Source organism: Mycoplasma sp. NEAQ87857 (genome assembly GCF_009792315.1).
Taxonomy (GTDB): Bacteria; Bacillota_I; Bacilli_A; order Mycoplasmatales; family Metamycoplasmataceae; genus Mycoplasmopsis.
Map to the genome: position 1 here is coordinate 94,807 of NZ_CP045542.1, position 15,402 is coordinate 110,208.

Genomic DNA, 15,402 nt, shown 5'->3' on the forward strand with positions numbered 1-15,402 from the left:
AAAAGGTTTTTAGGTCATTTAAAGAGCTTTTAAAAAGCTTGTAAAGCGTTTTTAAACTCTAAAAGTAATTTATTACCATTAATATGTTTTAAGTGCTTTAAAACGCATTTAAACCCTTATTAAGTATTAAAAAACCACCTAGTAGGTGGTTTTTGTATCTAAATTAACCTAAATAGTTTTTAGGTCTTTTTCAGTTTAAAGCAGAATCAAAATCACTATCAATTGGGTCATTTTTGTGTAATTTACGATATTCTTTAGCTTCTTCTCTTGTTATAATTTTAGGTAAAAAAGGTTTTTCTTTAGTAAAATCAACTCCTACTCAAGAAGGACCATTAGCATAGATGCTTCTAGGTAAATATGGATATTCATATTCATCAGGGTTAGGATAGTTAATAATAGTTAAAATATATGAATCAGGAGTTAATTTATAATTAGCAATAATGTAATCATCATTTCTTTCAAAGATTAATCTATTAGGGTTCATTTCAAAAGTTTCAAAACCATTAGTTGTTTGTAATTTGTTTAATTTGATAATAACGTCATATGCTTTTCTAGTGTTATCACGAAAATCTGTATTAGTTAAATCAACAACTTTTCATCTTCCATCTAAAAATACTTCATTTCAAGCGTGAGCTGCATCTTGACCATTTTTATTAGTAATTCCACCTACTATTCTTACAGGTATATTTAATAAAGTTAAAGCAATAGATAAATTTCTACTATAACCAACACATTCAATGCTTCTTGTATCTTGATCAAATATTGTTGTTGGATTAGATACTCCTTTACCATTAGAATAAAAATCTCCATAACCAAAACTTAAACCACTATCACCTGGGTAATAATAAGTATTAGTACAAATATAAAACATTACAGCTTTTACTTTTTGTTCATCAGTTCAATTTTTATCAATGATTTTAGGTAATATTTCTTTTCATTTTTTAAATCACTCTTTGTATTCATTTAATGGATTGATCAACATATGTTTATTATTTTTAAATCACTCTTTGTATTCATCATTGTTTTTGAGCTTATTTAATTTTGTTGGATTTAAATGTTCTTTATGAAATTCCATAAAACTAGAATTAAAGAAATTGGGTTGAGAAAATAATAAATTAGCTAATATATTCTCTGAAGGAGATATCAAAGTACCTTTGTTTTCGTTTAACCTAAACTTAGAATCTATATTAACATAATTTACATATTTTTTATAATCACTTTCATTTCAATAAACTAATTGAGAAAATGGTAAATAATAACCATACTTAAATGATATGTCACTAATATTATTTACAAATAAGTCCCCATATGAAAATTTTATATTTTTATTTAAAGTATTAAAATAATTTTGATTTTTTATCATAAAATCTTTATAAAAACTTTCGATATATTTAGATCTAATTTCGAAACCAAAAGTTCAATTTGAATATTCACTTGGTTCATTATTTAAATCCCCAGTTTCTTCAAAAATAAAATTAGTTCTATTTTGTAAATACCTAGCTATTGAAGGATTAGAAGCTTCATATTTTTTATAATCATTTAAAGCAATAACTTCATTATCATTTATTTCTCCAATACTATTATTCATATTTATAACCATTGATTGAATTTCGGGTGAGTTATAATATTTAATTCAACTAGTAAAGTATTTGTAATTTAAAAAAAGGTCTTTAGTTTCATTATCTTTACCATATTCTTGAATTTCGGGTGAGATTTTGGGGGAGATTAATGTTTGATTTTTTTCATAATCAAAATAAAATAATTCACCTTTTTCTCTTAGGCCAGTAATAGGAACTTCAGTACTAGAGTATCGAGCAAATACTCCATTATCGATAAAAGAATCTTGAATTTTGGGGGAGATTTTGGGGGAGATTAATTCTGTTTCTTCTAATGAAAAAACATAATCACTTGGTTTTTGTTGAAAATAAGAACTTGAATCATCAAAATCATATGCCAATCCACCACTTGAAGGACTTTGAAAATAACTTCTTCAACCTGTAAAAATTATTTTTATCATCTCAATAAAAAAGTCAATTCTTTTATTGATTTGCCAAAATAATTCACCATTTTTGTTGTAATATTCTTTAATTTTATTTAGTTCATAAATATAATATTGTCATTTTATTTGTTGTTCTAAAGGTATTTCTATATTAATAATTTTATTTTGTTTTTTATTAAAAAATAAATCATAAGGAGTAAGGTCCATTCCAAAATTATCATCTGGGTTATTGTTTTTAAATTGTACAAATTCTTGTCAATGTTGTTCGTTTAAATATCCATTTTCTTGTTGAATAAAATCTTTAATTTTATTTAGTTTATCTAAATAAGTCTCTTGGTTTATTTGATTTAATTGATTAATATAATTATCAACACTAATATTAGAAGTAATTTCTTGTTTTAATTGATAAATTTTAGCATTTAATGCTTTTTCATTAAATCTAGTTGGTTGTAAATTAGAAACAAAATCATTAAATTCATTTTGTTTTGTAATTAAATTATTGTATTTAGAAATTCAATTGTTAATGTCATTTGTTTTTTGCAATATTTGAGATTTGGTATCGTTATGATTAAGATATCAATTTTGTTGTTCAAAAGTATTTTTTTCATTTTGGTTAATAATCTTTTCAAGATTTAAACTTCTATATTCTTTTATTTTTGAGTCTAAATTTTTATATAAAGTATCAAATTCTTGTTTTTCTAATTCTTTATTAAATTCCTGTTTTAACTCTTCTAATTGAGTTTTAACAACATCAATCTTATTTAAATTTAAATTACTATTAATTGCATTTTTTAAATAAATAATAGTGAAATTATCTTTTGAAGGTTTATCTTTAATTGCATCAAATTCTTGTTTCAATTCTTCTTTAGTTTGGTTATATGTTAAACATAATTGTTTTAATTTTTGAATTTGTGTATCTATGTCGTTTAAATCATTGTTTTGTAATTTATTAATAATAATAGAGTATAATGTCGAAACATTTTGTTGATTTAATCAAGTAGTTATGTTTGGGTTTTTAATTTGATTTAAATAATTTTGTTTGGTTTGAATTTTAGTATTCAAAATTTGATTTAAATGATTAATTTTGTTAGTTAGGTTATTAATATTATTTGTCTGTAAATCGTTGGAAATCTCTTGTTGAAGGGTTTTGACTTCTTCATCATTTAATCAGTCATTATGAGTGGTGATTAGGTTTTGAAAGTTATTTGTTAAATCTTGTTTATATTGTAAAAAAGATTGTTTTTCCTGGTATTTAGTTAAACATAATTGTTGTAATTTTTGAATTAAGTTTGTTATTTGGTTTAAATCATTATTTTGAAGTTGATTAACAATTTGATGATATAAAGATTTAACTTCCATATCATCTAATCAAGTAGTTATGTTGGGGTTTTCAATTTGATTTAAATAATTTTGTTTGGTTTGAATTTTAGTATTCAAAATTTGATTTAAATGATTAATTTTGTTCTTTAGGTTATTGATATCATTTGTTTGTAAATCGTTGAAAATCTCTTGTTGAAGGGTTTTGACTTCTTCATCATTTAATCAGTCATTATGAGTGGTGATTAGGTTTTGAAAGTTATTTGTTAAATCTTGTTTATATTGTAAAAAAGATTGTTTTTTCTTATTTTTTATACCTACAATAGTTGAAGGAACAATGATTGTAGTAATTCCTAATGTAGTAATTAAAGGGATTCAAAGTTTTTTAGATTTAATAAATGGTGTTTGTGTTTGAAGATGAATTTTATCAATATTTTTTGCATTATTTTTATATAAATTATCAATTTTATTTGTTATATCTTTGGTATATTTTTCTTTCGAAATATCTTTGTTGATTTTATTATTTTTAGACATTTTGCTCCTATATATAAATATATATAATTATTATATTTTAATCTTTTGCATTCATTTTATATTTATTGAAAAAATCTCCTAATGGAGATTTTAATATATTTAAATATCCTCATGAAATTTTAAGTCTTCAATTTGAACAGGTATATTATCCTTATCTAAAAACGAAAAACCATATATTTTAAATAAAGGCCCAGGGAAATACCAACGAACCAAACCAAACGTATTAGGTCAATAGAAATATTCTTTATTTTTAATATTTATTTCTTCTTTTAAAAAAGATAGTCCATTACTAATTTTATAATACTCAGGATTAGTTGGTTCAAAATTATTATCAGGTACTATTTTTAATTCTGTTAATCCACCTTCTACTCAAATATCAATATTTCCTTCATGAAAATTTGTTGAAAACTTAAGCTCATACTCACCCTCCATTCATTGTTCTTTATATAAAAAAGGTATATTGATTTTAGCTTTATCATATTCATCATTTATATCAATTTTAACTTTAAAAGGCTCTCATTTATCCGAAGCATAGGTATCTCTAATACCATAAAGTTCGATATATTTTATATTATTTTTATTAAGTTTATCAAGTAGATTTTTTTCTGACGACATTAAATATTTCACTTTTGTTGGAAACTCACCAATGTTATATGTTAAATCAGTTAATAAAAGATAACCATCATTAGTTCTTTTTTTGTAATATTGTGTGTTAGGGTTATATCTAAAAAATTCACTTTCTTTATTGTTAGTAAAAATATCTATTAGAAAATTCATTGGTTTAATTGAAGATAAATTCTTTTGCAATTTAGATATTTTTTGGTTTAAAACATCAATTTCTTTTAGTTTTTCATCTAATTTTTCACTCATACCATTTGCTAATTCAATTCAAGCGGCTTTAGTTTTTTTAAATAATGATATAAGATCCTTTGGTGATGTTGAAGTAATAAATGTTTTTAAAAACTCTTTTAAATCTTCATACTTAATAATAGGTTCTTTTGATTCACCCATTTTTTTGCAATATGCTTCAAAATCGTTTTCGAGACTTTCAAGTTCTAAGTTTTTGTTTTCTATTGCTGATTCATAATCTAATAATTCTCTTAAATATTCATCATTTGAGTATATTACGTCCGTGTTTTTCAACATACTTTTTTGCATTTCTAGCGAATTTAGTTGAAATTCTAATAGACCCTTCTTTTTTAAATATGTTTCAACATAGTAAGTGATTGCATATTTGTCTTTTAATTCTTTGATTCGTTTTACAAAAGGAATGTTTTCTACTGATGAAGTACCATCTGCAGGGTTTAATATTCATAAAGATAATTTATTAATGAAATCTATAATTTCATCATAATCTCTTCCTTTGTTGTGTCAAAGTAATAACTCTTTGAGCAATCTATCTTGTTCAATCTTTTTAGATGCTAATTTTGCTTTTCAAGATTCGATTTTTGTTTTGTAATCTTCTATTGTTTTATTTAATTCTTCTATTTTTGCTTTTTTGATTTTATTATCTTTTAAAGCTTCATCTCTCTCTGCTCTAGCTTCATCTCTCTCTGCTCTAGCTTCATCTCTCTCTGCTCTAGCTTTATCTCTCTCAGTTTCAGTTGTCGCTAACAATTTTCTTAGATTATCATTTTCTTCATGTAAAGCATTATTTTCAGCGTTTTTTATTCCAAGTTCATTATTTAATTCTAAAATTCGTTTATTTAATTCATTTATATTTCTATTAAGTTTCTCCTTAGTAGCTTCTAAGTCTTGAATTTGACCATTTAATGCTTCTTCTTTTAATCTAAAATACTCATTTTGGAATTCAATCATTTTGTTATTTAAATCATATAATTTATTGTTATACTCTGTAATTTTAGATTGAATAGTATTTAAGTTTTGGTTTTGAACATCATCTAATACAGTAATAGCATTAAACAAAGGTTCTAAGTTAGTCATTAAAGGTTTTAATGGAGACATATATGTCTCTAAGCTAGTTTCTTCAGCTTGTTTAACACTAGAAATATAAGTAGAGTATTTACTAATTAATTCTACTTCTTTAGCTTTTAAGTTCTCTAAGATTTCAATTGCTTTAGCTTTATTATTAGCCAATAATCTATTAGATGTTTCTAATTGCTCTTTAGTAGTATTTAGTTCTCTAGTTGTTGCTAGTAATTGAGTTTGGGTTTGAGCTAATTCAGCTTTTTTAGATTCTAATTCAAGTTTAATATTGTTTAATTCTAAAACTTTAGCATCATAGTTTTGTTGTAAAGTTTTTAAATCTTCTTGTAATTGATTAAATTGTGCTAAAAGCTCATTGTATTTAGCTTCTAAAGGTTCTAATCTAGTAGTTTTATATTCAGCAATAATATCATTGATTTTACTAATAGATTTTTCTACATCTGAACTAAAGTTATCTAAGTTATCTTCATTATTATCATTATTTAAAGCTGCTTCTAAAGCTGCTTTTTCATTTTGAATTAATTTTGATACTTGGTCTTTATTAGCATAGTTAGAATCACTATCAATAGTGTTTTTAATACCATCTAAAGCACTAATAATAGAACCTAAACTCTTATTTAAGTTAGTTTTAACATTAGCTTTTAAGTTAGTTAATGTAGTTTGAAGATCTACGTTTTTTGCTTCTAGTGTGGTATTTTGGTTTTCTAATTGAGTTTTTAATTCTTCAAGGTTAGCAATTTTTGATTCATTAGATGATTTAACTTCACTTAATTCATTAACTTGAGCTTTAGCAGCTTCAAGTTCTAATAAAGTAGCACTTAAAGTACTAGAAGTTTCATCAAATAATTGGTCATCTAAACTTGAAATCTCTTTGAAGAAGTTTTTAACATTAGCTGCTATTAAAGCTGTATCAATTCCATTAACCATAGTAAAATCTTTAGTTTCTTTAGCTTTAGCTAATTGGTCTTTAGTTTCAGCTAACATCGCTTGAAGTCTTTGAGCATAGATATTAACTTTAGATAATTTATCTTCTACAATTTGTTTAAAGCTATTAACAAATTGTACGTTAGTTAATAATGATAAGTCTCTAGTAGATAAGTTATTTAGTTTTTTACTATATTCATCTAAATGAATTAATTGTTGTTCTACAGTAGCAATTTGGTTAGCTATTACAGATTCTAAGTTAGTTGAAACTTGGTTAATTTCATTTAATTTGCTTGCTAAAATCTCTTTAGTTTTTTGAATTTCAGCATATAAAATAAGTTGTAATTGATTATTAGCATTATCTAAGTTATCTTTAATGCTATTTAGTTTTTGAATTGCTTTAATTACATCTTTACGATTATTAATTTCAATACTATCTACTTCTTCAAAAGACCTATTAATAATATCAATAATGACTGAGATATTATTTGAGATAGCTTCTGTTAAAGAAGAAGTATTAGCTTGAGCTTTAACAAAAGAATCTTTAACTAATTGTAGCTTAATCTTATAATCTTGAATTTGACGTTGAATTTCATTATTAATTTCACTAAATCCTAATGAATTAATATCAATTTCATTATTATCATTAGTATTAGAATTTTTAGATTTATCTAAAAATTCTTGTAATAACTTAATGATTTCATTTTGGTCAATGTTTTTAAAGTTATCACTTAAATTATTAATTGCTACTAATCTAGTATATTGGTCATTTAAGATATTCTTTTGAGTAGTTAGTTGTTTATGCTTGATTTTTCATTGTTCTAATTCAGATTGTAATCGAGTAATTTCGCTATCTCTAATAGCGATTTTTTTATTTAAAGGAATTAAAATTGAAGGAGCTGTAATACAACTACCAATTACTAAACCAGCTGTAGTAGCTCCTAAAATTATAAGTTTATTTTTTTTATTAGTGTTTGTCATATTTACTCCTATGAATTTTATAAATATTTAATACCTTATAAATATGAAAACGTTTTCACATTCATATATAGATATTATAAATCGATTTTTAAAATATGAAAACGTTTTCATAAAAAAATAATATAAAAAATGTATCACCATTGGTGATACATAAAATCATTAACTTATCTTTTGTTTAAAGTACTCAATAGGTTCATTATAAGTAGTTGAATCTACTAAGTTAAATAAACTACTATCATATATTACAGCTACTTGTTCAATTTGAGCTTTACCAAATTGATTAGTAGCTAATAAATCATTTGGAATATTTGTATCTACTTGTTTTTGAATTGCTACTTTTCATTTATTACTATTAGTTAATTGATTTAAATAATTAACAATAAGATTTAAGTTTTGTAAATTAGTACTATCATCATTATCATTAATTTCTGTTAATCCTATTAAATCCATACCACTTTTTGCAATGATGTTAGCTATAGCATATGCTTTAGCTTCATTACCACCATAATTTAAGATATTTCAATGACCTAATCTTAAGGTATTAATATCTTTAGTTAAGTTTAATTTAACTTGTTTATTAACTAAATTAGAACTTAACATATGATTAATAAGTTTAATATCTGTATAAACAGGAGCGTGATCTGATACTAAAGCTCTAATAACTTTATTATCAGGCATTTGGTTATATTTACTATCTCATCCAGGTTTAGTTTTTAAATCATTTTTAGCTACAAAATCTCTAAAAGTTTTATAAATATCAATTTTAAACTCTTTAGTTGAATTAGTTTGATTAATAACTATTGGATTAAAGAATGTTTTGTCATTATTAATAAAAAACATCTTATCATATTGATTTGCATAATTACCTTTAGTACCTAAAGATGTTAAAAATCTCTCTCCATAAAGTTTTTTATTTGTTGGGTTAAAGTTAGTGCTTAAGGTGCTTTCTAAGTTATTTTCTACAAACTTTCTAGCTAAAAAGTAGTTTTCATTTTTGATATTAGTATCTCCACCATAGATTACTAAATCACTATTATCACTTTGACTTAATAAAACATCTTTTAAAGCTAAAAATTCACTAACTTCTTGAGCTCCTTGATTATCTAAATTAGATAATTTGTTATCACTATCAGCTAAATTTCCTGCAGGTTTAGGTTCTATAAAGTCTTTTCTAGTAGTTTGTCCTGGAGAATCTAAGTGATTAAAGATAGTAGTAATAGTTTTATTAGTATTAGCTAAATTAAACTTAGTAATAAATGGTTTTCTAACAAAAATGGTTTGGTCTTCAAATAGTGAAACATCTTTATTTTTACCTGGATTATCGTTATTTTTAGCATTATACTTAGTATATCCATAATAAGCTCCTGCAATTGCTGAAGTTGCTAAAGTTATTAATGAAATGAAAGTAATAATAGTCTTTTTATATTTTATTTTGCTCATTTTTACTCCTATAATGTTAAAGTTATGAAATAAGAAAATTAAATTCTTGCTCTTATTTCAATAAAATACATTTTTTTGAAATTACAATTTATTATATTTAAGGTTATAAGAGACAAAAACCACCTTCTAAATAAGGTAGTTTTATGTTTAATCACTAATAAAGCACTCTTATTTATTAAATTTGTTCTCTAAATATTTTGAAAGCATTTTACAATTTTTTCTTAATAATTTTATTTCCATTTGTGCTCAAGTATAGCACTTAATCTTGTTATTTTCAAGAACTATAAAATGATTTAAATAAGATAATAATTGTTCTTTTGAACATTTTTTTAATACTGAAGTAAGTTTTAGATAATGTCTTAGAAATCATATTTTATCTACTATGTCAATATCATCATACCAAATACCATTTAATGACTTAACATAATTATGAAGTTGCTCTTCAAAAGATTCGTTTTCACAATCTAAATGTTGGATGATTCAATCAATTTCACTAAGAGTTAAATAAGGAATGTTTTTGATAAATAAAATCATAAATTGATGAACATTTTTATCTTTATTTTCTACAAGAATTGAATTTAATGTATATATTAAATCTTCATATTCTAAATCTTTAGCTAATAAACCACACTTAATTTTGTTATTATTAAGTTCTTTATGCTTTTCAAGGAAATTATTGAATGTTGCTATAGGAACTTTGATATAAGTTAAGTTATTTTTCATTATTTAGTTAATTGTTCTAATTCCTTAATTTGATTTTCTAAAAAATAAATAAAGTTTTCTAAAGCAATAATAATATCTCCAGCATACATATCATAATCATCACTAGATACTAATAATTTATTAACTTCTAAATCATTATTATGTTTTAAAAAATCAAGATTATTTTGGTCAAAGTTATCTAATAATTGTTGAGCTTGGTATTTTAAGATTTCTCTTGCTGTTTTGGTTTTTAAGAGTTTAATTTGTAATTCTTGGTTCATTATTTAGTTCCTTTTTGATTTTGTTTTATATATTTATCAATTTGTTTATTAATGTCTTTAGATTGAAAATTAGTTAAATACTGAGTATAGCATTTTTGTTTTCAATCATTAGTTAATATCACTTTTTCTGTTTGTTTATCATATCTAGCATAACTATCATTAGATAATTTTATTAATCTTGTTAATTCTTGTGGTTTTAATTTTGTTAAACAAGAATTAATTGTATTTATCACTTGTACATTATTAATATCACAATATTTACTTGAACAATCTAAACAAACAACACTAGAACGTGTTTCATCGTAAAAAATATCATTATGAACTACATATCATTGTTCTTGAGCTAAAAATTCTTGTTTTAATGTTTTGTGCATCAATAAAATTTGTTCTATTTGAGCATTAGTTAATTGATTAATCTTTGGTAAAACTAATTCTACTAATTTATTAGCTTGCTTTAAGACTTTAGGATCATCATATTGATAAACAAAGTTATGCATTCATAAAAAGATTGCTAAGGTATATCCTTTTTGTGTGGTTTCTAATTCTTTTAAAATCTCTTGATTTGATACTTTATTTTGATTTAGAAACTTAATTAAGTACTGATCTCGACGTTCAACATTTGGAATTCTAATCATTTTTTACTCCTTTGTTGGTTTTAACATAATCTTGAATTTGTTTTTCTACAAGTTTTAAATCTAAGTTAGCAAAATAGTCATTTTGACATTCTTTTTCTCAATTTTTAGTAAAATCAACTTTTTCAGGGTTAGGATTATATCTAGCATATAAAGGTGATTTTGATTCAAATTCCTTAGGAACTGAATTAACTTTTAAATATTCATTAATTTGCTTAAAGGCTTCATAATCTATGTAATCAAGATATTCAATAGTTAATTCAAATCAAATTGAAGCTTTTTTAAAGTTATAATATGATGTTAAACGATATCATTGATTTTTGTTTAAATAATCTTCTTCAATATATTTATGTCTTCTTAAAAGTTGTTTAATTTGAAAAGGTGTAAGTTCTTGAATATTAGCAAAAATCAATTTTAATAACTTATCAATATTATTTAAAGCTTTAGTGTCTTTATTATTTTTAATATTTGTACTTACAAAAAAATGAATTATTTGTCTTTTATTTTGATTTTCAAGCTCTTTTATGATTTTAGGATCTGTGATTTTTTGTTTGATTAAAAAATCATTTCATTCTTGTTTATATCTTTGTCTTGCTTGTTCTATTTTTGTCATTAGTTAGTTCCTTTAGTTCTTGATTATATTTAAGTATATGATTGATTTTTCTTTGGGTTATACTTGGTTTTCACATAAAGAAATAATTAGCAAAGAAAATTTTTGTTGAATCATCATATACTACTAAACCATCACGATAATTATTGAGTTGAACGTGTTTATAGTAATAATATTCTTCTTCATCTATAGGTAATTTATTAATGATTGTTTGTATTTTTCTTGCTGTATTTAAATCTTGATTTTGGACTAATTTAACTACTTTTAAATCTCCATCAACATAATATCAACCTTCTTGATATTGAAATCTTTGAATATCTTCTGTAAAATCTAATAAGTAATGAACTTGTGAAAGAGTTAGTTCTTTAATATAACCAAGTACTAATTTAAGAAATTGATCAACATTTTTATAAAGTTCTATATTAGGTATTCTTTTTCAACCATATCAAGTACTAATAAACTCAGCAAAAAGTTTTGCTTTAGCATAATCATTAGCTTTTAATTCATTTAATATCTTGGTATCATTGATATTCTTTTCTAAAAAAAGATGTAATAAACCAAATGGTTTAAAATCATTAATACTAGTCATTATTTATTCCCTTTATTATTTTGTTTAATATAGTCTTTAATTTGTTGTTTGACTTTAGCTAAATCTAGATTTAAAAAGAAGTTGTTAAAAAATGTTTTTCTTGAATCTTTGTCAATTAAAAGTTGATTATTAACTTCATCATATTTAACATCTCGACAAATATATTTAGTTCGCTTAACAAAAGGTACTTGATCAATCATTGCTTTGATTTTTAAAGCAATTTGTTTATCTTGTCCTTCAACATTAGCAAAAACATTAAATCTCTCATCTGTTCAATATCAATTTTCTTTTAATTGATATTGATTAATAGCATTAGAAAAATCTAATAATGAATGAACTTGCATAGGTGTTAAATCTACTAAGTTATTAATAATTAGAGTTAAATACTCATTCATATTTTTTAAAACTTCAGGATCATTAATTTTTCGTTTCTCTTTTCAATGAAATAAAAAGAATTGAAACTCATTTCCTAAAGAAACATTCTTTAAACAATTTAAAGCTGCTTTATTAGTAATATTGTTTTCTTTTAAAAAATCATATAAATATGATGTTTTTTTAAAATATTCAAGATTAATATTATTATCTATCATTGCTCTCCTTATCTTTTGATTAATAAAATATGTAATTTATTTGTAGGGAGTTATTTTTGTTTTTTCTTACGTTTTTTGTAGTTTTTATATTCTTCTAAATCTTCTAATTTTGTTTTATTTTCTATATGAGCATAATTATCATTAAGACAATAAACTTCATCTTCATTAAATCCATATGTTGCTTTTAATATTGCATATACATTGTCTGCATCATAAAAAAGTTGGTTATTTAAATCGTCAATCATAGGTTTAAATATTTTGTTTTTAACTTCATAGATGTCTTTATCTTCTGTGATGTTGTTTTCTTTTATAAGATCATCAGCAATATTATTTAAGTCATCAAAATAGAATTCTTGTAATCTGTCTATATCAGGTTGGATTAAAAATCTAACTTCTGAGTTGTAATCACTTTGTAAGTTATCTCATTCTTTATGTTCAACTTTTTGATCAAATAACTCTTCTAAACTTGATACTTTATCTTCATATTCTCTGTATTCATTTAAAACTTTGATTAAATTCTTTTTGGTTTTTGCAAGTTTTAAAAGTTCTTTTTCAGTCTTTTTAATACTTTCTTTTGAAGCTAGATATTCTTTAGTAGCAATAATTTCATTTAGATCTATTTCACTATTTAATAAATCAAAAACATCACTAGCTACTTCGTTTTCACTATAATCATAAGTATCATTTTCTTCGTCATAAGGTCAATAATTTCAACAATCAAAAATTACGTTTTTTAATCCTGCTTTGTAGTGGTAATTATTTTTATCACCTTTTGGTGTTTTAATATGTATGTCATATACTGAAAAGCTGCTTGCTCCCATTTTATTTCTCCTTTAAAATATTAAATTGGTTTGAAAAATCTTTGATTTTACTTAATTCTTTGTGTATATCAAAGTTTTCATCATAAACATTATTTGGATTAGTACTATTAACCATCTTATATACTTCAATATTTGGATATTTTTCTAGTATCTTTTGAATGATTAATAGACTAAATTTTTCAATAATTGAACTAAAATCTTTAGCAAACTCTAAAACATCATTTAAATTTAAATCATAATAAGGATATTTATTTAAATATCCAAAGAAATTAATAGCTTGTTTGACATCATTTATCTCTTCTAAAGCTTTATTAAAATAATCTAATGAGTATAAAGCACTAGAATAATTAAAAACTAGTTGCATATAAGCATTTTTGGTATAGGTATCAAAGTTAAATAAATCTACTTTGTCAAATGATGCTTCTGTTTCAATATGATGCAAATCATAACTATAGTAATTATCTTGTTTTGAGTTTAAAAGGTTTTGAGTTTGTTGTTTTAGCCCTTTTAAGTAAGTTTGAATTTCTTTTTTTGAATCTAGATTATTAGTTTTATCCAATAACTCTTCATAGTATAAATAATCAACATAATTTTCAATTAAATCGTCTTTTGAATGACTATTTCAAAAGTCTAAGCATTTAATAGTTCCATTAAGTAATTGTTGTTGGTTTTGAAGTTTTCTTAAGATTGAATAAAAATCAAAATAATCAGCAAATTCTTTTTCTAATTTTGCTACATCAAGAATAAGATTTTTCTGTTCTTGATGTGATAATTTTTCAAAATCTAAAATATATTGTGGAAAGTCAATTTGGACCTTATTTTGGTTAAAATTTAAGTCATTTAACTTATAAAAATACATATAATTTCTATTTTTCCTTTCAAAAGAAGTTTTATTTAACTTAATCTAGTTATTTTTAAACTTCTTTTTATTGTTTTTAATATATTGTTTTAATTCTTCTTTTTTAGATTTGGTATAAAAAGAAGAATAATATTTGTTTTTTAATTGTGTATTAGTTAAAACATAAATCTTATTAGTGTCTTTATGGTATTTAATAAACTTATAGCGATAGTCTTTATAATTATGTTTGTCGATGCTTTTTAATCAATTAGTGATTTTTGCATAAGTTTCAAAATCATAATGTTTGATACTTGTTAAAGTAGATATCATTAAATCTTTATCAATTTGATATCATTGTTCATAAATAAGGAATTTTTGATATAAGATCCTATCAGAAGTTAAACAATAAATTTGATAATCATCTAAATGATTAATGTTTAATAAGATTAACTTAAAGAAACTATTCATATTATTAATTGCTTTTTGAGTTAATAAACTATGTTTAAATGAGCTTAAAGCAATATCTAATTCTAAAGCTAAAGAATTAGTCAATAACCTATTTAAAATGCTAGTATCATTGATATTTTGTTGTTTTAATAGCTGATATAAATGTTTAAATTCTTTAAAATCATTAATTGTAGTCATTTAATAATTGTGTTTGATTTAAAAATAAATCATTAATTAATGATTTATTTTTCTTTTAAGCTTTTTTATTTTTAAAAGGTTTATTAACAAAGAATTTTTCAATTTGTTCAGCTATTTCTTGTCTTAATAGTCATTGATTTTTATAACAAAGTTGATCTATATTTTGAAAAAGTAATTGATATAACCTTGGTGAAGGTCAATAAAATTCTTTAGTTTTAGCATTTTTAGGTGTTATTTCTTCTAATAAGTTATTAGGTAGTTTATCAACTACAGCTATTAAATCTTCATAAGTAGAATTTTGATTAGAAAATGATTTAACTAATCAAGGGTAAAATGGAGCTTTTTCTTTTAAAGATTTTAAAAATTCATTTTTTGCATCTTTAAGTTCTTCTTCTGTAATAGAACCAAAGTTATTTTTAGGATCTTGATTTAAGCTTAATATCGTTGTAGGTAATAAAAAGCTATTAAAATGATTTGGACCATCAAAGTATTCATCAACAGCAGCTTTTAAATAGTATTTATTCTTAGACATAATATCTCCTTAGTATTATC

13 protein-coding genes are annotated in these 15,402 nt (G+C 23.0%); all 13 read right to left on the bottom strand.

Going from position 1 to position 15,402, the window contains the following annotated elements; translation table 4 throughout:
* Positions 1–163 precede the first annotated feature (163 nt).
* Positions 164–3,850 (bottom strand): transglutaminase domain-containing protein, encoded by a 3,687-nt coding sequence (locus GE118_RS00350; RefSeq protein ID WP_158763487.1) that lies wholly within the window; start codon positions 3,848–3,850, stop codon positions 164–166.
* 99 nt (positions 3,851–3,949) lie between these two features.
* The gene (locus GE118_RS00355; RefSeq protein WP_158763488.1) at positions 3,950–7,702 is read right to left on the bottom strand and encodes a hypothetical protein; all 3,753 of its coding nucleotides are present in this window, start codon (positions 7,700–7,702) and stop codon (positions 3,950–3,952) included.
* A 159-nt stretch (positions 7,703–7,861) separates the two neighbouring features.
* Entirely contained in the window at positions 7,862–9,142 is a 1,281-nt protein-coding gene (locus GE118_RS00360; RefSeq protein ID WP_158763489.1) for a hypothetical protein, read from the bottom strand.
* A 168-nt stretch (positions 9,143–9,310) separates the two neighbouring features.
* Complete coding sequence (locus GE118_RS00365; protein ID WP_158763490.1) at positions 9,311–9,865, bottom strand: hypothetical protein; 555 nt, start codon at positions 9,863–9,865, stop codon at positions 9,311–9,313.
* Positions 9,865–10,125 (bottom strand): hypothetical protein, encoded by a 261-nt coding sequence (locus GE118_RS00370; protein ID WP_158763491.1) that lies wholly within the window; start codon positions 10,123–10,125, stop codon positions 9,865–9,867. Before GE118_RS00370 ends, GE118_RS00365 begins: the two co-directional genes overlap by 1 nt.
* On the bottom strand, positions 10,125–10,760 hold the full coding sequence (locus GE118_RS00375) for a hypothetical protein (protein WP_158763492.1): 636 nt from the start codon (positions 10,758–10,760) through the stop codon (positions 10,125–10,127). Before GE118_RS00375 ends, GE118_RS00370 begins: the two co-directional genes overlap by 1 nt.
* Complete coding sequence (locus tag GE118_RS00380; RefSeq protein ID WP_158763493.1) at positions 10,753–11,370, bottom strand: hypothetical protein; 618 nt, start codon at positions 11,368–11,370, stop codon at positions 10,753–10,755. The genes GE118_RS00375 and GE118_RS00380 overlap by 8 nt, the downstream gene beginning before the upstream one ends.
* Positions 11,336–11,956 (bottom strand): hypothetical protein, encoded by a 621-nt coding sequence (locus tag GE118_RS00385; RefSeq protein WP_158763494.1) that lies wholly within the window; start codon positions 11,954–11,956, stop codon positions 11,336–11,338. The genes GE118_RS00380 and GE118_RS00385 overlap by 35 nt, the downstream gene beginning before the upstream one ends.
* Positions 11,956–12,546: a hypothetical protein gene (locus tag GE118_RS00390; RefSeq protein ID WP_158763495.1), complete on the bottom strand. Its 591-nt coding sequence runs from the start codon at positions 12,544–12,546 to the stop codon at positions 11,956–11,958. The genes GE118_RS00385 and GE118_RS00390 overlap by 1 nt, the downstream gene beginning before the upstream one ends.
* A 50-nt stretch (positions 12,547–12,596) precedes the next feature.
* A complete protein-coding gene (locus GE118_RS00395) occupies positions 12,597–13,367 on the bottom strand; it encodes a hypothetical protein (protein WP_158763496.1) in 771 nt (256 codons plus the stop codon).
* A gap of 1 nt (position 13,368) precedes the next feature.
* A complete protein-coding gene (locus GE118_RS00400) occupies positions 13,369–14,226 on the bottom strand; it encodes a hypothetical protein (RefSeq protein ID WP_158763497.1) in 858 nt (285 codons plus the stop codon).
* Between the two features lie 45 nt (positions 14,227–14,271).
* Entirely contained in the window at positions 14,272–14,850 is a 579-nt protein-coding gene (locus GE118_RS00405; protein ID WP_158763498.1) for a hypothetical protein, read from the bottom strand.
* 55 nt (positions 14,851–14,905) lie between these two features.
* Positions 14,906–15,382 (bottom strand): hypothetical protein, encoded by a 477-nt coding sequence (locus GE118_RS00410; protein ID WP_158763499.1) that lies wholly within the window; start codon positions 15,380–15,382, stop codon positions 14,906–14,908.
* Positions 15,383–15,402: the final 20 nt, after the last annotated feature.